Source organism: Pseudomonas sp. PONIH3 (assembly GCF_002934345.1).
Lineage (GTDB): Bacteria > Pseudomonadota > Gammaproteobacteria > Pseudomonadales > Pseudomonadaceae > Aquipseudomonas > Aquipseudomonas soli.
The window spans coordinates 4,246,265-4,267,533 of record NZ_CP026386.1 but is presented as its reverse complement, the minus strand read 5'-3'; the positions used below and the strand labels follow the sequence as shown (position 1 = coordinate 4,267,533).

Annotated in this window: 18 protein-coding genes; 13 read left to right on the top strand and 5 right to left on the bottom strand. The window is 63.5% G+C overall.

Going from position 1 to position 21,269, the window contains the following annotated elements; genetic code table 11:
* Window positions 1-53 precede the first annotated feature (53 nt).
* The 4 genes from glnA (at window position 54) to ntrC (ending at window position 4,923) form a co-directional block, all read left to right on the top strand.
* Window positions 54-1,460: a type I glutamate--ammonia ligase gene (gene glnA / locus C3F42_RS19840; RefSeq protein WP_023628815.1), complete on the top strand. Its 1,407-nt coding sequence runs from the start codon at window positions 54-56 to the stop codon at window positions 1,458-1,460.
* Between the two features lie 146 nt (window positions 1,461-1,606).
* Window positions 1,607-2,149: a chorismate mutase gene (locus C3F42_RS19835; RefSeq protein ID WP_104444786.1), complete on the top strand. Its 543-nt coding sequence runs from the start codon at window positions 1,607-1,609 to the stop codon at window positions 2,147-2,149.
* A gap of 255 nt (window positions 2,150-2,404) precedes the next feature.
* The gene (gene glnL, locus C3F42_RS19830; protein ID WP_023628817.1) at window positions 2,405-3,490 is read left to right on the top strand and encodes a nitrogen regulation protein NR(II); all 1,086 of its coding nucleotides are present in this window, start codon (window positions 2,405-2,407) and stop codon (window positions 3,488-3,490) included.
* Window positions 3,487-4,923 carry a nitrogen regulation protein NR(I) gene (gene ntrC / locus C3F42_RS19825; protein WP_023628818.1) on the top strand — a complete coding sequence of 479 codons (1,437 nt, stop codon included), beginning with the start codon at window positions 3,487-3,489 and terminating at the stop codon, window positions 4,921-4,923. The genes glnL and ntrC overlap by 4 nt, the downstream gene beginning before the upstream one ends.
* Window positions 4,924-5,183: 260 nt before the next feature.
* Here ntrC and C3F42_RS19820 read toward each other — a convergent pair whose 3' ends face one another.
* Complete coding sequence (locus C3F42_RS19820) at window positions 5,184-5,621, bottom strand: hypothetical protein (RefSeq protein ID WP_104444785.1); 438 nt, start codon at window positions 5,619-5,621, stop codon at window positions 5,184-5,186.
* On the opposite strand from C3F42_RS19820, the gene trmL reads away from it, so the two are divergent.
* The gene (gene trmL / locus C3F42_RS19815) at window positions 5,620-6,081 is read left to right on the top strand and encodes a tRNA (uridine(34)/cytosine(34)/5-carboxymethylaminomethyluridine(34)-2'-O)-methyltransferase TrmL (RefSeq protein WP_031314454.1); all 462 of its coding nucleotides are present in this window, start codon (window positions 5,620-5,622) and stop codon (window positions 6,079-6,081) included. The two genes, C3F42_RS19820 and trmL, sit on opposite strands and share 2 nt — an antisense overlap.
* Window positions 6,082-6,163: 82 nt before the next feature.
* On the opposite strand, the gene secB is transcribed toward trmL, so the two are convergent.
* Genes secB through C3F42_RS19800 form a run of 3 tightly spaced genes read right to left on the bottom strand, consistent with a single transcriptional unit; the run spans window position 6,164 to window position 7,358 of the window.
* Window positions 6,164-6,649, bottom strand: coding sequence for a protein-export chaperone SecB (gene secB / locus C3F42_RS19810; protein WP_023628821.1), 486 nt, complete (start codon window positions 6,647-6,649; stop codon window positions 6,164-6,166).
* Window positions 6,650-6,688: 39 nt separating this feature from the next.
* A complete protein-coding gene (gene grxC / locus C3F42_RS19805) occupies window positions 6,689-6,943 on the bottom strand; it encodes a glutaredoxin 3 (RefSeq protein ID WP_003249204.1) in 255 nt (84 codons plus the stop codon).
* A gap of 1 nt (window position 6,944) precedes the next feature.
* The gene (locus tag C3F42_RS19800; RefSeq protein ID WP_023628822.1) at window positions 6,945-7,358 is read right to left on the bottom strand and encodes a rhodanese-like domain-containing protein; all 414 of its coding nucleotides are present in this window, start codon (window positions 7,356-7,358) and stop codon (window positions 6,945-6,947) included.
* A 206-nt stretch (window positions 7,359-7,564) separates the two neighbouring features.
* Here C3F42_RS19800 and gpmI point away from each other — a divergent pair, with 206 nt between their 5' ends.
* The 4 genes from gpmI to C3F42_RS19780 all read left to right on the top strand — a co-directional run bounded on the left by gpmI (window position 7,565) and on the right by C3F42_RS19780 (window position 12,750).
* Window positions 7,565-9,100 (top strand): 2,3-bisphosphoglycerate-independent phosphoglycerate mutase, encoded by a 1,536-nt coding sequence (gene gpmI, locus C3F42_RS19795; protein ID WP_038706944.1) that lies wholly within the window; start codon window positions 7,565-7,567, stop codon window positions 9,098-9,100.
* A 141-nt stretch (window positions 9,101-9,241) separates the two neighbouring features.
* The gene (locus C3F42_RS19790) at window positions 9,242-10,543 is read left to right on the top strand and encodes a murein hydrolase activator EnvC (protein ID WP_094011040.1); all 1,302 of its coding nucleotides are present in this window, start codon (window positions 9,242-9,244) and stop codon (window positions 10,541-10,543) included.
* Between the two features lie 87 nt (window positions 10,544-10,630).
* Complete coding sequence (locus C3F42_RS19785) at window positions 10,631-11,959, top strand: S41 family peptidase (protein ID WP_023628824.1); 1,329 nt, start codon at window positions 10,631-10,633, stop codon at window positions 11,957-11,959.
* An 8-nt stretch (window positions 11,960-11,967) separates the two neighbouring features.
* Window positions 11,968-12,750, top strand: a complete 783-nt coding sequence (locus C3F42_RS19780; protein WP_094011039.1) for a divergent polysaccharide deacetylase family protein — start codon at window positions 11,968-11,970, stop codon at window positions 12,748-12,750.
* Between the two features lie 106 nt (window positions 12,751-12,856).
* Here C3F42_RS19780 and C3F42_RS19775 read toward each other — a convergent pair whose 3' ends face one another.
* Complete coding sequence (locus C3F42_RS19775) at window positions 12,857-14,782, bottom strand: BCCT family transporter (protein WP_371920597.1); 1,926 nt, start codon at window positions 14,780-14,782, stop codon at window positions 12,857-12,859.
* Between the two features lie 557 nt (window positions 14,783-15,339).
* Here C3F42_RS19775 and betI point away from each other — a divergent pair.
* The 4 genes from betI (at window position 15,340) to C3F42_RS19755 (ending at window position 21,263) form a co-directional block, all read left to right on the top strand.
* A complete protein-coding gene (gene betI / locus C3F42_RS19770) occupies window positions 15,340-15,996 on the top strand; it encodes a transcriptional regulator BetI (protein ID WP_023630707.1) in 657 nt (218 codons plus the stop codon).
* Window positions 15,997-16,034: 38 nt separating this feature from the next.
* The gene (betB, locus tag C3F42_RS19765; protein WP_038706946.1) at window positions 16,035-17,507 is read left to right on the top strand and encodes a betaine-aldehyde dehydrogenase; all 1,473 of its coding nucleotides are present in this window, start codon (window positions 16,035-16,037) and stop codon (window positions 17,505-17,507) included.
* Between the two features lie 75 nt (window positions 17,508-17,582).
* Window positions 17,583-19,280 carry a choline dehydrogenase gene (betA, locus tag C3F42_RS19760; protein ID WP_023630708.1) on the top strand — a complete coding sequence of 566 codons (1,698 nt, stop codon included), beginning with the start codon at window positions 17,583-17,585 and terminating at the stop codon, window positions 19,278-19,280.
* Window positions 19,281-19,520: 240 nt separating this feature from the next.
* Window positions 19,521-21,263 (top strand): potassium/proton antiporter, encoded by a 1,743-nt coding sequence (locus tag C3F42_RS19755; RefSeq protein WP_104444784.1) that lies wholly within the window; start codon window positions 19,521-19,523, stop codon window positions 21,261-21,263.
* The last annotated feature ends 6 nt before the right edge of the window (window positions 21,264-21,269 follow it).

Sequence of the window (21,269 nt, the reverse complement as noted above, 5' to 3'; positions counted from 1 at the left end):
CCCTTATTTCCAGGGCAGCGGCCAACTGCGCCCTCGACCATCCGGAGGACAACATGTCGAAGTCGGTTCAACTCATCAAAGATCATGACGTCAAGTGGATTGATCTGCGTTTCACGGACACCAAAGGCATTCAGCATCACGTGACCATGCCAGCGCGCGATGGCCTGGATGAAGACTTCTTCGAAGTCGGCAAGATGTTCGACGGCTCCTCCATCGCTGGCTGGAAAGGCATCGAAGCCTCCGACATGATCCTGATGCCGGTCGACGAAACCGCCGTGCTGGACCCATTCACCGAAGAACCGACCCTGATCATCACCTGCGACATCGTCGACCCGTCGAGCATGCAGGGCTACGATCGTGACCCGCGCGGCATCGCCAAGCGCGCCGAAGAGTACCTGAAGAGCACCGGCATCGGTGACACCGTGTTCGCAGGCCCAGAGCCTGAGTTCTTCATCTTCGACGAAGTGAAGTTCCATTCGGACATCTCCGGCTCGATGTTCAAGATCTTCTCCGAGCAAGGCTCGTGGATGACTGGCGCTGACGTGGAAGGCGGCAACAAAGGCCACCGCCCGGGCGTGAAAGGCGGCTACTTCCCGGTTCCGCCGTTCGACCACGACCACGAAATCCGCACCGCCATGTGCAACGCACTGGAAGAAATGGGCCAGACCGTCGAAGTTCACCACCATGAAGTGGCGACTGCCGGCCAGAACGAAATCGGCGTCAAGTTCAACACCCTGGTGAAGAAAGCTGACGAAGTACAGGCTCTGAAATACGTCGTGCACAACGTTGCCGACGCCTATGGCCGTACCGCCACCTTCATGCCCAAGCCTCTGTACGGCGACAACGGCTCGGGCATGCACGTGCACATGTCGATCTGGAAAGACGGCAAGAACACCTTCTCCGGCGAAGGCTATGCCGGCCTGTCCGATACCGCCCTGTACTTCATCGGCGGCATCATCAAGCACGGCAAGGCCCTGAACGGCTTCACCAACCCGTCGACCAACTCCTACAAGCGTCTGGTCCCAGGTTTCGAAGCTCCGGTGATGCTGGCCTACTCGGCGCGCAACCGTTCCGCCTCGATCCGTATTCCTTACGTCGGCAGCCCGAAAGCCCGTCGTATCGAAGCGCGCTTCCCGGACCCGTCGGCCAACCCGTACCTCGCCTTCGCGGCCCTGCTGATGGCAGGCCTGGATGGCATCCAAAACAAGATCCACCCAGGCGATGCCGCCGACAAGAACCTTTACGACCTGCCGCCTGAAGAGGCCAAGGAAATCCCGCAAGTCTGTGGCAGCCTGAAGGAAGCCCTGGAAGAGCTGGACAAAGGCCGTGCGTTCCTGACCAAGGGCGGCGTGTTCTCCGACGACTTCATCGATGCCTTCATCGAGCTGAAGAGCGAAGAAGAGATCAAGGTCCGCACCTTCGTGCACCCGCTGGAATACGAGCTGTACTACAGCTGCTGATCTGATCGGCGCCTCGCGTCGGTGACATCAGGACGGCCTCCCTCGGGAGGCCGTTTCCATTTTTGCATCGGCATCATCGGACTAGGCTTACAGCCGTATTTGGCAGCACTGCGACACTCGACTCTCCACCAATTCAGGAGATCGCCATGCGCACCACCCACCTCGCCTTCACTTGCTGCCTCGCACTGTCTGGTTGCAGCACCGCGGCGCCGTCCACTGCGAACCTTGAAACCTTGCTCGACGCCATCGAGCGCCGCCTTGACCTTGCCGAAGCGGTCGCCCTGCACAAATGGGACCGAGGGCAACCGGTGCAGGCCGTTGAACGCGAGCGACAGGTCCTGACCAGTGCACGCCAGGCCGCAACTGCCTACCAACTGGACCCCGCACGCGCCGAAGCATTCTTCGCTGACCAGATCGAGGCCAGTAAACTGCTCCAATATTACCTGCTAGACAGCTGGCACCGGAAACGGCAGGCACCGGACCGTCCTCGACGCGATCTTGGCCAAGATGTGCGCCCCACATTGGACCGCCTTCAGGCGCAACTCCTGGTGGCCCTTGCCCGCTTCGACCAAAGCGCCTCGATCAACTGCCCCGGGTATCTGGCCGACGCACTTCAGCGACGCACCCACGAAGCCACGCGACACCTCGCACTCATCCGCGCCACCGGCCAACTGTGCAAAAACACCTGAGCACCCTATGCTCCATAATGGTGCATGACTAGGCCGAGCGCCTCGGCAGGCATCCCAGTTTGGGTCGTAAGAATCGTTTAACCAAGACTTTGTGTGCCGAATTTGCGCGCATACGCGACTTTATCCGGAAATTCCGCTTCTTTTCGGAGCCTTGGTTTGGATCTTGCATTTTCAATGCATCCTGCACGTCATCCGTGCGCGCCCCAGGTCTGGCCGGGGCGCCAAAAGAGTGCCTACAGAGGTCAACGACGCCTTATGACCATCAGCGATGCACAGCACCGTCTGCTTCTGGACAACCTGACCACGGCTACGCTCCTGCTCAATGCCGAACTGCGCCTGGAGTACATGAACCCCGCTGCGGAAATGCTTCTGGCCGTCAGTGGCCAGCGCAGCCATGGCCAGTTCATCAGCGAGCTGTTCACCGAATCGGCCGAGGCACTCAACTCGCTGCGCCAGGCGGTGGAGCAGGCGCACCCGTTCACCAAGCGCGAAGCCCAGCTGACCTCGCTGACCGGCCAGAGCATCACCGTCGACTACGCCGTCACGCCCATCCTGCACCAGGGCCAGACCCTGCTGCTGCTGGAAGTGCACCCGCGTGACCGCCTGCTGCGCATCACCAAGGAGGAGGCCCAGCTGAGCAAGCAGGAGACCACCAAGATGCTGGTGCGCGGCCTTGCCCACGAAATCAAGAACCCCCTCGGCGGTATTCGCGGCGCGGCGCAGTTGCTGGCCCGCGAGCTGCCCGAGGATGGCTTGCGCGACTACACAAATGTGATCATCGAAGAGGCCGACCGCCTGCGTAATCTGGTCGACCGCATGCTCGGCTCGAACAAGCTGCCGTCGTTATCCATGACCAACATCCACGAAGTGCTTGAGCGGGTGTGCAGTCTGGTCGAGGCGGAGAGCCAGGGCGGCATCACCCTGGTGCGCGATTACGACCCGAGCCTGCCGGACGTACTTATCGACCGTGAGCAGATGATCCAGGCCGTACTCAACATCGTGCGCAACGCCATGCAGGCCATCGCCGGGCAGAACGAACTGCGCCTGGGTCGTATCACCCTGCGCAGCCGCGCCGTGCGCCAGTTCACCATCGGCCATGTGCGCCACCGCCTGGTGGCGCGGATCGAGATCATCGACAACGGCCCCGGCATCCCCGCGGAACTGCAGGACACGCTCTTCTATCCCATGGTCAGCGGCCGCCCGGACGGCACCGGGCTGGGCCTGGCCATCACCCAGAACATCATCAGCCAGCACCAGGGCCTGATCGAATGTGAAAGCCACGCCGGCCACACCACGTTCTCGATCTACCTGCCCCTGGAACAAGGAGCCACCGCCCTATGAGCCGAAGTGAAACCGTCTGGATCGTCGATGATGATCGTTCCATCCGCTGGGTCCTGGAAAAGGCCCTGCAGCAGGAAGGCATGACCACCCAGAGCTTCGACAGCGCCGATGGTGTCATGGGCCGCCTGGCCCGCCAGCAACCGGACGTGATCATCTCGGATATCCGTATGCCCGGCGCCAGCGGTCTCGACCTGCTCGCCCAGATCCGCGAACAGCACCCTGGGCTGCCCGTGATCATCATGACTGCCCATTCCGACCTGGACAGCGCCGTGGCGTCGTATCAGGGCGGTGCTTTCGAGTACCTGCCCAAGCCGTTCGATGTCGACGAAGCGGTGTCGCTGGTCAAGCGTGCCAACCAGCACGCTCAGGAACAGCAGGCCCTTGAGGTGCCCCAGGCGCTGGCCCGCACCCCCGAGATCATCGGCGAGGCACCGGCGATGCAGGAGGTGTTCCGCGCCATCGGTCGCCTCAGCCATTCCAACATCACCGTACTGATCAATGGTGAGTCGGGGACCGGCAAAGAGCTGGTGGCCCATGCCCTGCATCGCCACAGCCCGCGTGCGGCATCGCCGTTCATTGCCCTGAACATGGCGGCGATCCCCAAGGACCTGATGGAGTCCGAACTGTTCGGCCACGAAAAGGGCGCCTTCACCGGCGCCGCCAACCTGCGTCGCGGGCGTTTCGAGCAGGCCGACGGCGGCACACTGTTCCTCGACGAGATCGGCGACATGCCCGCCGACACCCAGACCCGCCTGCTGCGAGTGCTGGCCGACGGCGAGTTCTACCGGGTCGGCGGCCATGTGCCGGTGAAGGTGGACGTGCGCATCATCGCCGCCACTCACCAAAACCTAGAATCCCTGGTGCAGGCCGGCAAGTTTCGTGAGGACCTGTTCCACCGCCTCAACGTGATCCGCATCCATATCCCGCGCCTGGCCGACCGGCGCGAGGACATCCCGGCGCTGGCCCGCCATTTCCTCGGCCGCGCCGCCCAGGAGTTGGCGGTGGAGCCCAAGCTGCTCAAGCCGGAGACCGAGGAATTCATCCGCAACCTGCCCTGGCCGGGCAACGTGCGCCAGCTGGAGAATACCTGCCGCTGGATCACCGTGATGGCCTCCAGCCGCGAAGTGCTGATCGGTGACCTGCCGCCGGAACTGCTCAACCTGCCCCAGGACGCCGCGCCGGTGACCAACTGGGAACAGGCCCTGCGCCAGTGGGCCGACCAGGCCCTTGCCCGCGGCCAGACCAACCTGCTGGATAGCGCCGTGCCCAGCTTCGAGCGGATCATGATCGAAACCGCGCTCAAGCACACCGCTGGGCGACGTCGCGATGCGGCGCTGTTGCTGGGCTGGGGACGCAATACCCTGACGCGCAAGATCAAGGAGCTGGGGATGAATATCGCCGGAGGGGATGAGGACGAGGCGGAAGAGCACTGAATCCAAACGTTGCAACGAATCGTGAGGCCAGCCCGCTCCCACGCCATTGATGTCGTGGGAACGGGCTGGCCCCACGAGCGGTGCATGCACCGATTACGTGCCCCTTGCACCGTGACGAGGCAAATAATCCACCAAGACCGCTGTAGATACCGGCTAACCCCTGTTTTTCCATACCGATAAAACTGGCACGACACCTGCATTAACCCAGACATCTCCAGTTTCGGGGACCCTGGTACAGGCAGGCCGGGATATCCCCTCTTTTATTCGTGCAGCCTGACCTGCACCCGCCAACGCCCCGCCTCCTGCGCGCCGGCCCATTCGCCGCGCAGGGGGCGCGCAGCGACGAGCGTCAACAGCAAGCCTTTCTCGCTCTTCTGCAAACGCCAGCCCACCGGCTTGTCCTGCAACATCAACTGGCCCCGCGCGGCGTTGCCCTCGGCCTGGAACACCACGGCCACGGTACCCTCGACATTCTCGCCATGCAGTTGCGGCTCTTCGTTGAACCACAGGTCCAGCCCGCCCTGGACCACCTCGACCTGCTCCAGCACCCGCTCCTCGGGCGCCGTCAGCCGGCCGATCATCAGGCCCACGAGCATGCCGAAGATCGCCAGCGAAAGCAGCACCCGCGGCCAGGCCTTCGAACGCGGGTCGGGTTCGGGGGTAGAATGCTCGTCATCTTCACGCTTGGAGCCGTGCATGTTTCACGTCATCCTTTTTCAACCAGAAATTCCGCCGAATACCGGCAACATCATCCGCCTGTGCGCCAACAGCGGCTGCGCCCTGCACCTGATCGAGCCCATCAGCTTCGAACTGGACGACAAGCGCTTGCGCCGGGCAGGGTTGGACTACCACGAGTATGCCACGCTACAGCGCCACCAAAGCCTGGCCGAATGCCTGGAAAGCCTGAATCAGCCTCGGCTGTTCGCGTTCACCACCAAAGGCTCGCACCCGTTTCATGAGGTCGAGTACCAGCCCGGTGACGCCTTCCTGTTCGGGCCTGAAAGTCGTGGCCTGCCGGCCGAGGTGCTGGACAGCCTGCCTGCCGAACAACGCCTGCGCCTGCCGATGCGGCCGGGGTGCCGGAGCTTGAACCTGTCCAATACCGTGGCGGTGACGGTGTACGAGGCGTGGCGCCAGCAGGGGTTTGCCGGAAGCTGATGCGCTTGCCGCTCGGGCCCGATCACCAGCAAGGCATGAAAAAGGCGACCACGAAGGTCGCCTTTTGCTTTACCGGCAGAAATTACTGCACGGTCGGCACTTCACCGGCTTCCTGCATGCGCTGCATCTCTTGCGCGTACAGGGCGTCGAAGTTGACCGGCGACAGCATCAGCGCCGGGAACGAACCACGGGTCACCAGGCTGTCCAGGGTCTCGCGGGCGTACGGGAACAGGATGTTCGGGCAGAACGCGCCGAGGGTGTGGCTCATCGAAGCGGCATCGAGGTTGGCGATCAGGAAGATGCCGGCCTGTTGCACTTCGGCGATGAACGCCACTTCGTCACCGTTCTTGACGGTCACCGACAGGGTCAGCACCACTTCGTGGAAGTCGCCTTCCAGGGCTTTCTGGCGGGTGTTCAGGTCCAGCGATACGCTCGGCTCCCACTGCTGGCGGAAGATCTGCGGGCTTTTCGGAGCCTCGAACGACAGATCGCGCACGTAGATGCGCTGCAGGGAGAATTGTGGTGCGGTTTCTTCAGCACCAGCGCCGTTGTTCTGTTGGTCAGTCATGGCAGATCCTTTTCCTAATGTTCTTGAATGCAGTGCGAATCAGGCCGCCAGCAGCGCGTCGAGCTTGCCCGCGCGCTCCAGGGCATAGAGGTCATCGCATCCACCGACGTGCGTGCTGCCGATCCAGATCTGCGGCACCGAGGTACGGCCGGCCTTCTGGCTCATTTCGGCGCGAACCTGGGGTTTACCGTCGACCTTGATCTCCTCGAACGCCACGCCCTTGCTCTCGAGCAGGTACTTGGCGCGCATGCAGTAGGGGCAGTAGTCGCTGGAATAGACGATGACGGGCTTCATATCACTTCACCAGGGGCAGGTTATCGGCTTTCCAGCTGGAAACGCCACCGCTGAGCTTGGCGGCGGTGTAACCAGCCTTGAGCAGTTCGCGGCACAGGGTACCGGACTGCTGGCCCATCGCGTCGACGACGATCAGGGTCTTGTCTTTGTGTTTTTCCAGCTCGGTCATGCGGCCGGCCACTTTGTCCTGCGGCATGCTCAGTGCACCGACGATATGCCCGGCCGAGTATTCCTTGGCAGTACGGATATCGATCACCACGGCCTTGTCGGCGTTGACCAGGGCGGTCAGCTGGCCGTTGCTCAGGCTCTGGCCGCCACGGCGGACTTCATTGACCAGCAGCAGGACCAGCAGGACGACGAAAATGGCCACCAGGATGAAGTGATCTGTCGCGAATTGAATCAGGTGAGCAACCATCAGGGGTGTTCCAGGCGATTGAAAATGGCGGCCAGTATACACAGCCCCCCATGACCGCCAAAGCCCACCGGGCTGGCGGCAAACACGCCTTCATGTTGCATGCCTGACCGCGCTGGTCGGGCAAAGGGAGGAATATTCGCCGTCGCTGGCGGATTTGCCCTAAAATGCGTGTCTTTATCATCTTTGAACAACCGTGAGTTTGATTGATGACGAGTACGCCTAAACCCCTGGTCCTGATCATCCTGGATGGCTTCGGTCACAGCGAAAGCCCCGAATACAACGCCATCTTCGCCGCCAACACGCCGGTCTACGACCGCCTGCGCGCCACCCAGCCGCATGGTCTGATCTCCGGCTCCGGCATGGACGTGGGGCTGCCCGACGGGCAGATGGGCAACTCGGAAGTCGGTCACATGAACCTCGGCGCCGGCCGCGTGGTGTACCAGGACTTCACCCGGGTGACCAAGGCCATCCGCGACGGCGACTTCTTCGAAAACCCGGTGCTCACCGGCGCAGTGGACAAGGCCGTGGGTGCCGGCAAGGCCGTGCACATCCTCGGCCTGCTCTCCGACGGTGGCGTGCACAGCCACCAGGACCACCTGGTGGCCATGGCCGAACTGGCCGCGCAACGTGGCGCCGAAAAGATCTACCTGCATGCCTTCCTTGACGGCCGCGACACGCCGCCGCGCAGCGCGCAATCGTCCATCGAGCTGCTCGACGCCACCTTCGCCAAGCTCGGCAAGGGCCGCATCGCCAGCCTGATCGGCCGCTACTATGCGATGGACCGCGACAACCGCTGGGACCGCGTCAGCGCCGCCTACAATCTGATCGTCGACAGCGCCGCCGAATTCACCGCAGCGACCGCCGTGGCCGGCCTTGAAGCCGCCTACGCCCGCGACGAGAGCGACGAGTTCGTCAAGGCCACGCGCATTGGCGAGGCGGTCAAGGTCGAAGACGGCGACGCCGTGATCTTCATGAACTTCCGTGCCGACCGCGCCCGCGAGCTGTCACGCGTGTTCGTCGAGCCCGATTTCAACGAATTCCCGCGCGCGCGCCTGCCCAAGCTGGCGGCCTACATCGGCCTGACCCAGTACTCGGCGAAGATCCCGGCCCCGGCGGCTTTCGCCCCGGCCAGCCTGAACAACGTGCTCGGCGAGTACCTGGCGAAGAACGGCAAGACCCAGCTGCGCATCGCCGAAACCGAGAAGTACGCCCATGTCACTTTCTTCTTCTCGGGCGGGCGCGAAGAGCCGTTCGAAGGCGAAGAACGCATCCTGATCCCGTCGCCGAAGGTCGCCACCTACGACCTGCAGCCGGAAATGAGCGCCCCTGAAGTCACCGATCGTATCGTCGAGGCCATCGAGCAGCAGCGTTATGACGTGATCGTGGTCAACTACGCCAACGGCGACATGGTCGGCCACACCGGCGTGTTCGATGCCGCGGTCAAGGCCGTGGAGGCGCTGGACGGTTGCGTCGGTCGCATCGTCGAGGCGCTGGACAAGGTCGGCGGCGAAGCGCTTATCACCGCCGACCACGGCAACGTCGAGCAGATGGAAGACGAATGCACCGGCCAGGCGCACACCGCCCATACCACCGAGCCGGTGCCGTTCATCTATGTCGGCAAGCGTCACGTGAAGGTCCGTGACGGCGGTGTACTGGCAGACGTGGCGCCGACCATGCTCGAGCTGCTGGGGCTGGAAAAACCGGCGGAGATGACCGGCACCTCGATCCTGATCGACGCCTGATCGATGTAGCGGGGCTGCCTTGCGGCCCCCAAAACAGTTGAATTCCAGACCAACGCCCCGCCGCACACGCCGCTGGGCGTTTTTTTTGCACGGCTGCGCGGGCATACTAGGCCAGTCTCCATCCCTGGTACGCCCAACCCCATGCTCCGCGCCCTGTTCCTACTCGCCCTGTCATGCCTGCTTGCTCCGGCCTTCGCTGCCGATGAGCGCGCGCAGACCCAACAACAGCTGGACGCCACCCGCCAGGACATCGCCGAGCTGAAAAAGATGCTGGGCAAGCTCCAAGAGGAAAAGTCCGGCGTGCAGAAAGACCTCAAGGCCACCGAGACCGATATCGGCAACCTCGAGAAACAGGTGGAGGCTCTGCAGCAAGAACTAAAAAAGACCGAGGGCGAGCTGGAGCGCCTTGACCACGAGAAAAAAAAACTCCAGAGCGCCCGCGTTGAACAGCAACGCCTGATTGCCATCCAGGCCCGTTCGGCCTACCAGAACAACGGTCGCGAGGAATACCTCAAGCTGCTGCTGAACCAGCAGAATCCCGAGAAGTTCGCCCGTACCCTCACCTATTACGACTATCTCAGCAAAGCGCGCATGGACCAGTTGCGCACCTTCAACGAGACCTTGCGCCAGTTGGCCAACGTCGAGCAGGACATCGCCGGCCACCAGCAGCAGTTGCTGGCACAACGTGCCGAGCTCGACACTCAGCGTCTGGCCCTTGTCGCCGAACGCGACAAGCGCCAACAGGTGCTGGCCAAGCTCAGCAACGACATGAAGGAGCGCGACCAGAAACTTCAGAGCCGCGAGCAGGACCAGGCCGACCTGAGCAAGGTGCTCAAGACCATTGAGGAAACCCTCGCCCGCCAGGCACGCGAGGCCGAAGAGGCACGTCAGCGGGCACTGCTGGCCAAACAGGAAGAAGAGAAACGCCGTAAGGCGCAGGCTTTGGCCGCCGCGCGCCGCAGCCAGGAACCCGAGGAAGCCCCAAAGAAGGCCCGGACTACCTTGGGCCCGGTGGTTTCCAGCGACACGGCCAGCTATGGCGGCGCATTTTCTTCGGCACGGGGAAAACTTCCATGGCCGGTCAATGGTCGATTGCTGGCACGCTTCGGTGACACCCGCGGCGGTGATGCGCGGGCCAAGTGGGACGGGGTGATGATCAGCGCCAGTGCGGGCACCCAGGTACGCGCCGTGCATGGCGGGCGGGTGGTGTTCGCCGACTGGTTGCGCGGCGCTGGACTTCTGGTCATTCTCGACCATGGCAATGGCTACCTGAGCCTGTACGGCCACAACCAGAGCCTGCTCAAGAGCGCCGGCGACATCGTCAAGGCCGGCGAGGCCATTTCCACGGTCGGCGACAGTGGTGGCCAGGACAGCGCCGGCCTGTACTTCGCGATTCGCCAGCAGGGCCAGCCCACCGACCCCGCGCAATGGTGCCGAGGTTAGTTAGTGCTACTTTTACGGCGCCATCCACGAAACGGCGGCGCCGATGCTCCCGCTGGGAGCACCAACAGGATCAGGAGTTCGTTCGACATGCTGCACTCGCCTCGTCTCACCCAGCTGGCCCTGACCATCGCCCTGGTCATCGGCGCGCCGTTGGCCATTGCCGCCGAACCGGCCAAGCCAGGGGCCAAGCAGGCCGCGGTGCCGGCCACCGAGGTGACCGCCAAGGCACCCTTGCCGCTGGAGGAGCTGCGTACTTTCGCCGAGGTCATGGACCGCATCAAGGCGGCTTATGTGGAACCGGTCGACGACAAGACCCTGCTGGAAAACGCCATCAAGGGCATGCTCAGCAACCTCGACCCACACTCGGCCTACCTCGGCCCCGAAGACTTCCAGGAGCTGCAGGAAAGCACCAGCGGTGAGTTCGGCGGACTGGGCATAGAGGTCGGCATGGAGGACGGCTTCGTCAAGGTTGTCTCGCCCATCGACGACACACCGGCCTCCCGCGCCGGCATCGAGGCCGGCGACCTGATCGTCAAGATCAACGGCGCGCCGACCCGTGGCCAGACCATGACCGAGGCCGTGGACAAGATGCGCGGCAAGATCGGCGAGAAGATCACCCTCACCCTGGTGCGCGACGGCGGCACGCCGTTCGACGTGACGCTGGCCCGGGCGGTGATCCAGGTCAAGAGCGTCAAGAGCCAGTTGCTGGAGAACGACTACGGCTACATCCGCATCACCCAGTTCCAGGTCAAGACCGGCGACGAGGTGGGCAAGGCCCTGGCCAAGCTGCGCAAGGACAACGGCAAGAAGCTGCGCGGCGTGGTCCTCGACCTGCGCAACAACCCCGGCGGCGTGCTGCAGTCGGCGGTCGAAGTGGCCGACCACTTCCTCACCAAAGGCCTGATCGTCTACACCAAGGGCCGCATCGCCAATTCCGAACTGCGCTACTCCGCCGACCCGGCCGATGCCAGCGAAGGCGTGCCACTGGTGGTATTGATCAACGGCGGCAGCGCCTCGGCCTCGGAGATCGTCGCCGGCGCCCTGCAGGACCAGAAGCGCGCCGTACTGATGGGCACCGACAGTTTCGGCAAGGGCTCGGTGCAGACCGTACTGCCGTTGGCCAACGACCGTGCGCTGAAGCTCACCACCGCTCTGTACTTTACCCCCAATGGCCGCTCGATCCAGGCCCAGGGCATCGTCCCGGACATCGAAGTGCGCCCGGCCAAGCTGACCGCCGAAGCCGACAACGACAACTTCAAGGAAGCCGACCTGCAGGGTCACCTGGGCAACGGCAACGGCGGCGCCGACCGACCGACCGGCAGTACCAAGCGCAAGGATCGCCCACAGGACAACGACTTCCAGCTCAGCCAGGCCCTCAGCCTGCTCAAGGGCCTGAACATCACCAAGGGTGACTGATACCCGCCATGCGTTATCTGCTGTCCCTGCTGTTCTGCCTGCTGGCCGGCGTTGCACAAGCGGCCCCGGCCAAGGCCTACATGAGCATCATCATCGACGACCTGGGCCAGAGCAGCGAACGCGACAGCCGTACGCTCGCCCTGCCCGGCCCGGTGACCATGGCGATCATGCCCGACACCCCGCACGCCACCGACTTCGCCCACCAGGCCCACAAGGCTGGGCGCACGGTGATCCTGCACATGCCCATGGACCCTGCCACCGGGCCCTACGCCTGGCACCCAGGCATCGCCCTCGACGAACTGGCCCGGCGCCTGGATGCCGCCCTGGTCAAGGTGCCCTACGCCGCCGGCATCAACAACCACATGGGCAGCCGCATGACCGCCCAGCGCGAGCCCATGACGTGGTTGATGGGTGAACTGCAACGCCGCCATCTGTTCTTCGTCGACAGCCGCACCAGTGCGGCGACGGTGGCGGCGGCAGAGGCCCAGGCGCTAGGGTTGGCGCATCTCTCGCGGGATGTTTTTCTTGACGACGTACGAACGAACGAGGCCATTGCCGGGCAACTGCGTCTTGGTATCGAGGTGGCCCGCAAGCAGGGTTCGGCGGTACTGATTGGGCACCCATATCCGCAGACACTGAGCGTCCTGGCGCAAGAGATTCCCCGGCTCAAGAGCCAGGGGATCGAGTTGATCAGCCTGCGACAGATGATCGCCGAACGCGGTAACCAGGCCATGCCCGCCCACGGCAGGCAAGGCCGCTACACGAATGCGAGCCCTCTCAGAAAACAATGATCCCCTGTGCCTCGGGAGAACCTCCTGGAGGCAGCCACCCACTGACAACGAAAACAAAAAGGGCCCGGCTCTCACGAACCGGGCCCTTGCCTGATATCAGCCGATATCAGCTGTACACACGTCCCAGCAACTGGCGGTGGCTTTCGAACTGATCAAGCACATCACGCACGATCTGCTCGCGGGTGAAGCCCATCAGGTCGTACTCCTGGCTGCCGTCGTGCAGGTACACCTCGGCGCGGTAGAAGCGCTGCTGCACTTCCGGCTCGCCCTCGACCGGCGCCTCGCTCGGCGCGGCCAGGTAGCCATCCAGGCTGGCCTCGTAGACGAAGGGGTTGCCCTCTTCCATCATCACACGCAGGCCCATCATGTTGCGCGACTGGCCTACCCGGGTCTCGACCTCGAAGCCCAGGGTACGCAGCTGCTCGGCGGCTTCTTTCAGCGCCGGGCTGACCTGTTTGTCCATGAACCGCTGCACCACGGCCTGGGTCGGCTGCAGGTCCAGCTGGCTGAGACGCTCGCTGAAACCGCGGCGACCACGGGCGGCCAGTTCGGCGCGCTCGCTCTCGACCGCGACGTCCTGCTTCATCGCCTTCATCAGGCCGAACATGAACAGCACCAGGACCACCGAGAACGGCAGGCCGGCCAGTACCACCATGGTCTGCATGGCTTCGAAGTTACCGGCGAACAGCAGGCCGATGGTGACCAGGGTGATGACCACCGACCAGAACACCACCATCCAGTGCGGGGCGTCTTCGTCGACCTTGCCGCCTTTGCACGACAGGTTGGCCATCATCACCGCGCCGGAGTCGGCGGGGGTGAGGAACAGCACGAAGCCGACGAACACTGCCAGGCCGATGACGATCTTGGCGGCCGGGAAGAATTCCAGCAGCTGGTAGATAGACATCGATGGCTGTTCGAGCGCGGTCTTGCCCAGTTCCACCGCGCCTTGGTTGATCACCAGGTCCAGCGCGGTGTTGCCGAAGATCGACAGCCAGGCCAGGGTGAAGCCCAGCGGGATCAGCAGCACGCCGCTGACCAGCTGACGCACGGTCCGGCCCTTGGAGATACGGGCAATGAACATGCCGACGAACGGGCCCCAGGAGATCCACCAGGCCCAGTAGAACACGGTCCACAGGCCCAGCCAGCGCTCGGACTTGTCGTTGTCGCCTTCATACACATACAGGTCGAAGGTCTTCAGCACGACGCCGTTGAGGTAGTCACCGATGTTCTGCACGAAGCCGTTGAGCAGGTGCAGGGTATTGCCGGCCAGCAGCACGAAGATCAGCAGGCCGCTGAACAGCAGGATGTTCAGGTTGGACAGGCGGCGGATGCCATTCTCCACGCCCGACACCGCGGCCACGGTGGCTACGCCGGCCATGACCAGGATCACCACCAGCAGGTTGGTCTTGCTGTGGTCCATGCCGAACAGGTATTCCAGGCCCGAGGCCACCTGCATCGAGCCGATACCCAGGTTGGTCACGAGGCCCAGCAGGGTGACGAACATGCCGAAGATGTCCACGGCATGGCCGGCACCGCCCTTGACCCAACGCTCGCCGACCAGCGGATACAACGCCGAGCGCAGTGCCAATGGCTGGTTATGGCGGTAGGCGAAGTAACCCACGGCAAGGCCGACCAAGGCGTAGATCGCCCAGCCGTGCAGGCCCCAGTGCAGGAAAGTCAGTTGCAAGCCTTGGCGCGCGGCCTCGAGGCTGGCAGGCGTGCCTTCCGGCGGGTTGAAGTAGTGATCCAGCGGCTCGGAGGCACCGAAGTACAGCAGCGAGATACCGATACCAGAGGAGAACAGCATGCCGGCCCAGGCGCCGTAGCTGAAGTCCGGGGTGTCGTCCTTGCCGCCCAGCTTGAGCTTGCCGAAGTCGGAGAAGGCCAGGTAGACGACGAACAGTAGGTAACCACAGATGACCAGCATGTAGTACCAGCCAAAGGTGCGGGTCAGCCATTTCTGGGCGACGCCCAGCACCTGGCCGGCGGCTTCGGGTACAGCGATCAGCAAGGCAGTCAGAACGAGGATCATCAGCGCCGAGGTGTAGAACACCACGCGATTGACCCGTACCCGCTCGGCGGGGGGCTTTGTCAGGGAGGCAGAACTCATTGCACGAATGCTCCGGGCAGTGCGGCAGTGGAGGCTAAACAGTTATTTCCCACGCAATTGGTGCAATAGCCCTACTGCGTCAGGTGTTATAAAAGCACCCTGGAAACCGTGATCCCGAATAGAAACGTTGCAAAAAAATCAGACCGGTCGCCTGTGGCAAATCTTGCTCTCCCTGAGGAGGTGCGCGCATTCGCCACAGCCACCTGGCCCGCTCCAAAGGGCCGGCCGCGCAGCCCGTGACTGCTCGGCAAAATCTGTCTTTCGCATCGCTCATGCCCGGCAACGCCTTGTATTCCGGGGGTTACGCGATTTCCTGGGGTGTCGATTCGTGCTTCTGTGACCGTCCGAAAAACTGTCAATGGCACAAATTGTCGCAGAGCTTATTCTTTATTGATTGAACGTTCAATCAAAACAAAATAGACTGGTCTTCGCCGAGGTAGCCGCTTGTCGTCTGCCCGCAGGCCTGAGGAGAGAGCAAGATGCCCAAGGTCGGTATGCAACCCATCCGCCGCCAGCAGTTGATCGAAGCCACCTTGCAGGCGGTCGATCAGGTCGGACTGGGAGATGCCAGCATTGCGCTGATTGCCCGTTTGGCCGGTGTGTCGAACGGCATCATCAGTCACTACTTTCAGGACAAGAACGGCCTGATCGCAGCGACGATGCGCTACATCATGAACATGCTCAACGAGGGTGTGATCGCGCGTCGTCAGGCCCTCACGGACGACAGCCCGCGCGCCCACCTGAAGGTGATCATCGAAGGCAACTTCGATGCGAGCCAGGTGAATGGCCCGGCTATGAAAACCTGGCTGGCCTTCTGGGCCTCCAGCATGCACCAGCCGTCTTTGCACAGGTTGCAGCGGATCAACGACCACCGCCTGTATTCCAACCTGTGCTGCCAGTTCCGCCGCGCCCTGCCGCTCTACCATGCGCGCAAGGCTGCCCGCGGCCTGGCAGCGTTGATCGACGGCCTGTGGCTGCGTGGCGCCCTGTCGGGTGACGCATTCGACACCGAGCAGGCAATACGCATCGCTTACGAATACATGGATCTACAACTGGCTAAGCAGCAGACCCTGGGCACGAACGACCAGGCCGCTGAACAGCCGCGCGCAGCGACCAGCCAGCCGGCAGGAGCGTGACGCGGCAGCCAACCACACACTGCACTTGCGAGGACACTATGGCCCGTTTCGGAACGCAAAAACTCTACATCGATGGCGCTTACGTCGACGCCGGCAGCGATGCCACCTTCGAAGCCATCAACCCAGCTACCGGCGAAGTCCTCGCCCACGTGCAGCGCGCAACTCAAGCTGACGTCGAGAAGGCCGTCGAAAGCGCCGAGCGTGGCCAGAAAGTCTGGGCCGCCATGACCGCCATGCAGCGTTCGCGCATCCTGCGCCGCGCCGTCGACATCCTGCGCGAGCGCAACGACGAGCTGGCCATGCTGGAAACCCTGGACACCGGCAAGTCGTACTCCGAAACCCGCTACGTCGACATCGTCACCGGCGCCGACGTGCTGGAGTACTACGCAGGCCTGGTACCGGCCATCGAAGGTGAGCAGATCCCCCTGCGCGAATCGTCCTTCGTCTACACCCGCCGCGAGCCGCTGGGCGTGACCGTCGGTATCGGCGCCTGGAACTACCCGATCCAGATCGCCCTGTGGAAATCCGCCCCGGCCCTGGCCGCCGGCAACGCGATGATCTTCAAGCCGTCGGAAGTCACCTCGCTGACCACCCTGAAACTGGCCGAGATCTTCACCGAAGCCGGCCTGCCGAACGGCGTGTTCAACGTCCTGACCGGCAGCGGTCGCGAAGTCGGCACCTGGCTGACCGAGCACCCGCGCATCGAGAAAGTCTCCTTCACCGGTGGCACCACCACCGGCAAGAAAGTCATGGCCAGCGCCTCGAGCTCGTCGCTCAAGGAAGTCACCATGGAACTGGGCGGCAAGTCGCCGCTGATCATCTGCGACGACGCCGACCTGGACAAGGCCGCCGACATCGCCATGATGGCCAACTTCTACAGCTCCGGTCAGGTCTGCACCAACGGCACCCGCGTGTTCATCCCTGCCGCGATGAAAGCCGCCTTCGAAGCCAAGATCGCCGAGCGCGTCGCTCGTATCCGTGCCGGCAACCCGGAAGACGAGAACACCAACTTCGGCCCGCTGGTCAGCTTCCAGCACATGGAAAGCGTACTGTCCTACATCGCCAAGGGTAAAGAAGAAGGCGCCCGCGTCCTCTGCGGCGGTGAGCGCCTACTGAACGGCGACTTCGCCAAGGGCGCGTTCGTCGCCCCGACCGTGTTCACCGACTGCACCGACGACATGACCATCGTCAAGGAAGAGATCTTCGGCCCAGTGATGAGCATCCTCAGCTACGAGACCGAGGAAGAAGTCATCCGTCGCGCCAACGACACCGAATACGGCTTGGCCGCCGGTGTCTGCACCAACGACATCAGCCGCGCCCACCGCATCATCCACAAGCTCGAAGCCGGTATCTGCTGGATCAACGCCTGGGGCGAGTCGCCGGCCGAAATGCCGGTTGGCGGTTACAAGCAGTCGGGCGTCGGCCGTGAAAACGGTGTCAGCTCGCTGGCGCAATACACTCGCATCAAGTCGGTTCAGGTCGAGCTGGGCGGCTACAACTCGGTTTTCTAAACCTGGTCCCGCCACGCCCGCGCCCTTGAGCGCGGGCGTTTCCGCTCCCTGACAACTGCCAACGAGGGTACTTCAATGTCCCAAGAATTCGATTACATCATCGTCGGTGCCGGTTCGGCCGGTAACACCCTGGCCACCCGCCTGACCGAAGACGCCAGCGTCACCGTCCTTCTGCTCGAAGCCGGCGGCCCGGACTACCGCTTCGACTTCCGCACCCAGATGCCAGCCGCCCTGGCCTTCCCCCTGCAGGGCCGTCGCTACAACTGGGCCTACGAGACCGATCCGGAGCCGCACATGGACGGCCGCCGCATGGAATGTGGCCGCGGCAAGGGCCTGGGTGGCTCCTCGCTGATCAACGGCATGTGCTACATCCGCGGCAACGCCATGGACTTCGACGGCTGGGCTGAACTGCCGGGCCTCGAGGACTGGACCTACCTGGACTGCCTGCCGTACTTCCGTAAAGCCGAAACCCGCGACATCGGCCCGAACGACTACCACGGCGGCGAAGGCCCGGTCAGCGTGGCCACGCCGAAAGCCGGCAACAACCCGCTGTTCCACGCCATGGTCGAAGCCGGCGTGCAGGCCGGCTACCCGCGCACCGAAGACCTCAACGGCTACCAGCAGGAAGGTTTCGGCCCGATGGACCGTTCGGTGACCAAGAACGGCCGTCGCTCCAGCACTGCCCGCGGCTACCTGGACCAGGCCAAGAAGCGTCCGAACCTGACCATCGTCACCCACGCCCTCAGCGACCGTGTATTGTTCGATGGCAAGCGCGCCATTGGCGTGACCTACCTGGTCGGTGACAGCGAAGAGCGCGTCGAAGCCCGCGCGCGCAAGGAAGTCATCGTATCCTCCGGCGCCATCGCCTCGCCGCAGCTGCTGCAGCGTTCCGGCGTCGGCCCGCGCGCGCTGCTGGAAAGCCTCGATATCCCGGTGGTCCACGACCTGCCGGGCGTCGGCGAGAACCTGCAGGACCACCTTGAACTTTACCTGCAGTACGCCTGCACCCAACCGGTGTCGCTGTATCCGTCGCTGCTGTGGTGGAACCAACCGGCCATCGGTGCAGAGTGGCTGTTCAATGGCACCGGCATCGGCGCCAGCAACCAGTTCGAGGCCGGCGGCTTCATCCGCACCCGTCCTGAATTCAAGTGGCCGAACATCCAGTACCATTTCCTGCCGGTAGCGATTAACTACAACGGCTCGAACGGTGTGAAAGAGCACGGCTTCCAGGCCCACATGGGCTCCATGCGCTCACCTGCCCGTGGTCGGATCCAGGCCAAGTCGAAAGACCCACGCCAGCACCCAAGCATCCTGTTCAACTACATGTCCACCGAGCAGGACTGGCAGGAATTCCGCGACGGCATCCGCCTGACCCGCGAAATCATGGCCCAGCCAGCGCTGGATCCGTACCGCGGCCGCGAGATCAGCCCGGGCGCGCACGTGCAGACCGATGAAGAGCTGGACAAATTCATCCGCGAGCACGCCGAAACCGCATTCCACCCGTCCTGCTCGTGCAAGATGGGCACCGACGAGATGGCGGTGGTCGACGGCGAGGGTCGCGTGCACGGCATGCAGGGCCTGCGAGTGGTCGACGCCTCGATCATGCCACTGATCATCACCGGCAACCTCAACGCGACCACGATCATGATCGCCGAGAAGATCTCGGACAAGATCCGTGGCCGCAAGCCGCTGCCGCGCAGCACCGCCAAGTACTACGTGGCGGGTGATGCACCGGTGAAGGGCAAGCCGATGCGTGAAGTGAAGCAGGCCTGACCTGCGCCGACTCAATCGCGGATAAATCCGCTCCTACAAACGCGTAGCACCTTGTAGGAGCGGATTCATCCGCGAAGGGCCAGCACTGACCACACAAGAAAAGGCACCTTTCGAGGTGCCTTTTCTACATCTGCAGAAACGCTTTACAGCCTGCCAATTCATCAGGTTAGAATCGATTGGCACGCGACCTGCTAGTTCACAGTTGCAAGTTCCTTTCCCGCTGTCCCGGAGTACCTGCCTTTGGATGCAAGCACCATCAACAGCCTGTTCCTGATCGGCGCATTGCTGGTGGGCGCAAGTATCCTGGTCAGCTCGCTGTCCTCGCGCCTGGGCATCCCCATCCTGGTCATCATCCTCGCCGTCGGCATGGTCGCGGGCGTGGACGGTGGCGGCATCATCTTCAACAATTACCCGACCGCCTACCTGGTGGGCAACCTGGCGCTTGCGGTCATCCTGCTCGACGGCGGCCTGCGCACCCGGGTGGCGAGCTTCCGCGTGGCGCTGTGGCCGGCGCTGTCGCTGGCCACGGTGGGCGTGTTGATCACCACCGGGCTGACCGGCATGGTCGCCGCCTGGCTGTTCGACCTGAGCCTGATCCAAGGCCTGCTGATCGGCGCCATCGTCGGCTCCACCGACGCCGCGGCGGTGTTCTCGCTGCTGGGCGGCAAGGGGCTTAACGAACGGGTCACCGCCACCCTGGAAATCGAATCGGGCAGCAACGACCCGATGGCGGTGTTCCTCACCGTGACCCTGATCGACATGATCGCCAGCGGCCAGGCCGGCCTGCACTGGAGCCTGCTCACCCACCTGCTGCGCGAGTTCGGCATTGGCGGCCTGATGGGCCTGGGCGGCGGCTGGCTGATGCTGCAACTGGTCAATCGTATCAACCTGGCCGGCGGCCTGTACCCGATCCTGGTGGTGGCCGGCGGCCTGGTGGTGTTCTCCCTGACCAACGCCCTGCACGGCAGCGGTTTCCTCGCCGTATACCTGTGCGGGCTGGTGCTGGGCAACCGGCCGATCCGCAGCCGTCACGGTATCCTGCACATGCTCGACGGCATGGCCTGGCTGGCGCAGATCGGCATGTTCCTGGTGCTCGGCCTGCTGGTCACGCCCCACGACCTGCTGCCCATCGCCCTGCCCGCCCTGGGCCTGGCACTGTGGATGATCCTGGTGGCCCGGCCGCTGTCGGTGGTCGCCGCCTTGCTGCCGTTCAAGGCCTTCCATGGTCGCGAGAAAGGTTTCATCAGCTGGGTCGGCCTGCGCGGCGCGGTGCCAATCATCCTGGCGGTGTTCCCGCTGATGGCCGGCCTGCCCCAGGCCCAGCTGTTCTTCAACCTGGCGTTCTTCATCGTGCTGGTGTCGCTGTTGGTACAAGGCACCAGCCTGCCGTGGATGGCCAAGCTGCTGAAGGTCACGGTCCCGCCGGACCCGGCACCGATTTCCCGCTCCGCGCTCGAAGTGCACGTCACCAGCGAATGGGAGCTGTTCGTCTACCGTCTGGGCGCCGAAAAATGGTGCATCGGCGCCGCCCTGCGCGAGCTAAAGATGCCCGAGGGCACGCGGATCGCCGCCTTGTTCCGTGGCGAACAGCTGCTGCACCCGTCGGGCAGCACCGTGCTGGAGGTCGGCGACATGCTTTGCGTGATCGGCCACGAACATAACCTGCCGGCGCTGGGCAAGCTGTTCAGCCAAGCACCGCAACGCGGCCTGGACCTGCGGTTCTTCGGCGACTTCGTACTCGAAGGCGATGCCGAGCTGGGCGCGGTGGCTGCACTTTATGGCCTGAAACTCGATGGCCTGGACGCGAAGATGCCGCTGGCTCAGTTCATCCGACAAAAGGTCGGAGGCGCTCCAGTAGTAGGCGACCAGATCGAATGGCACGGCACGATCTGGACCGTCGCGGTCATGGACGGGAACAAGATCCAGAAAGTGGGCGTCAGATTCCCCGAAGGTACCCGCCCCGGCCCCGGGCTGTTCCTCTAAACTCCG

Excerpts from the sequence above, each read along its gene's own strand:
- glnA (WP_023628815.1), top strand. The coding sequence starts at position 54 with ATGTCGAAGTCGGTTCAACTCATCAAAGATCATGACGTCAAGTGGATT.
- C3F42_RS19835 (WP_104444786.1), top strand. The coding sequence starts at position 1,607 with ATGCGCACCACCCACCTCGCCTTCACTTGCTGCCTCGCACTGTCTGGT.
- glnL (WP_023628817.1), top strand. The coding sequence starts at position 2,405 with ATGACCATCAGCGATGCACAGCACCGTCTGCTTCTGGACAACCTGACC.
- ntrC (WP_023628818.1), top strand. The coding sequence starts at position 3,487 with ATGAGCCGAAGTGAAACCGTCTGGATCGTCGATGATGATCGTTCCATC.
- trmL (WP_031314454.1), top strand. The coding sequence starts at position 5,620 with ATGTTTCACGTCATCCTTTTTCAACCAGAAATTCCGCCGAATACCGGC.
- C3F42_RS19820 (WP_104444785.1), bottom strand. The coding sequence starts at position 5,621 with ATGCACGGCTCCAAGCGTGAAGATGACGAGCATTCTACCCCCGAACCC.
- secB (WP_023628821.1), bottom strand. The coding sequence starts at position 6,649 with ATGACTGACCAACAGAACAACGGCGCTGGTGCTGAAGAAACCGCACCA.
- grxC (WP_003249204.1), bottom strand. The coding sequence starts at position 6,943 with ATGAAGCCCGTCATCGTCTATTCCAGCGACTACTGCCCCTACTGCATG.
- C3F42_RS19800 (WP_023628822.1), bottom strand. The coding sequence starts at position 7,358 with ATGGTTGCTCACCTGATTCAATTCGCGACAGATCACTTCATCCTGGTG.
- gpmI (WP_038706944.1), top strand. The coding sequence starts at position 7,565 with ATGACGAGTACGCCTAAACCCCTGGTCCTGATCATCCTGGATGGCTTC.
- C3F42_RS19790 (WP_094011040.1), top strand. The coding sequence starts at position 9,242 with ATGCTCCGCGCCCTGTTCCTACTCGCCCTGTCATGCCTGCTTGCTCCG.
- C3F42_RS19785 (WP_023628824.1), top strand. The coding sequence starts at position 10,631 with ATGCTGCACTCGCCTCGTCTCACCCAGCTGGCCCTGACCATCGCCCTG.
- C3F42_RS19780 (WP_094011039.1), top strand. The coding sequence starts at position 11,968 with ATGCGTTATCTGCTGTCCCTGCTGTTCTGCCTGCTGGCCGGCGTTGCA.
- C3F42_RS19775 (WP_371920597.1), bottom strand. The coding sequence starts at position 14,782 with ATGATCCTCGTTCTGACTGCCTTGCTGATCGCTGTACCCGAAGCCGCC.
- betI (WP_023630707.1), top strand. The coding sequence starts at position 15,340 with ATGCCCAAGGTCGGTATGCAACCCATCCGCCGCCAGCAGTTGATCGAA.
- betB (WP_038706946.1), top strand. The coding sequence starts at position 16,035 with ATGGCCCGTTTCGGAACGCAAAAACTCTACATCGATGGCGCTTACGTC.
- betA (WP_023630708.1), top strand. The coding sequence starts at position 17,583 with ATGTCCCAAGAATTCGATTACATCATCGTCGGTGCCGGTTCGGCCGGT.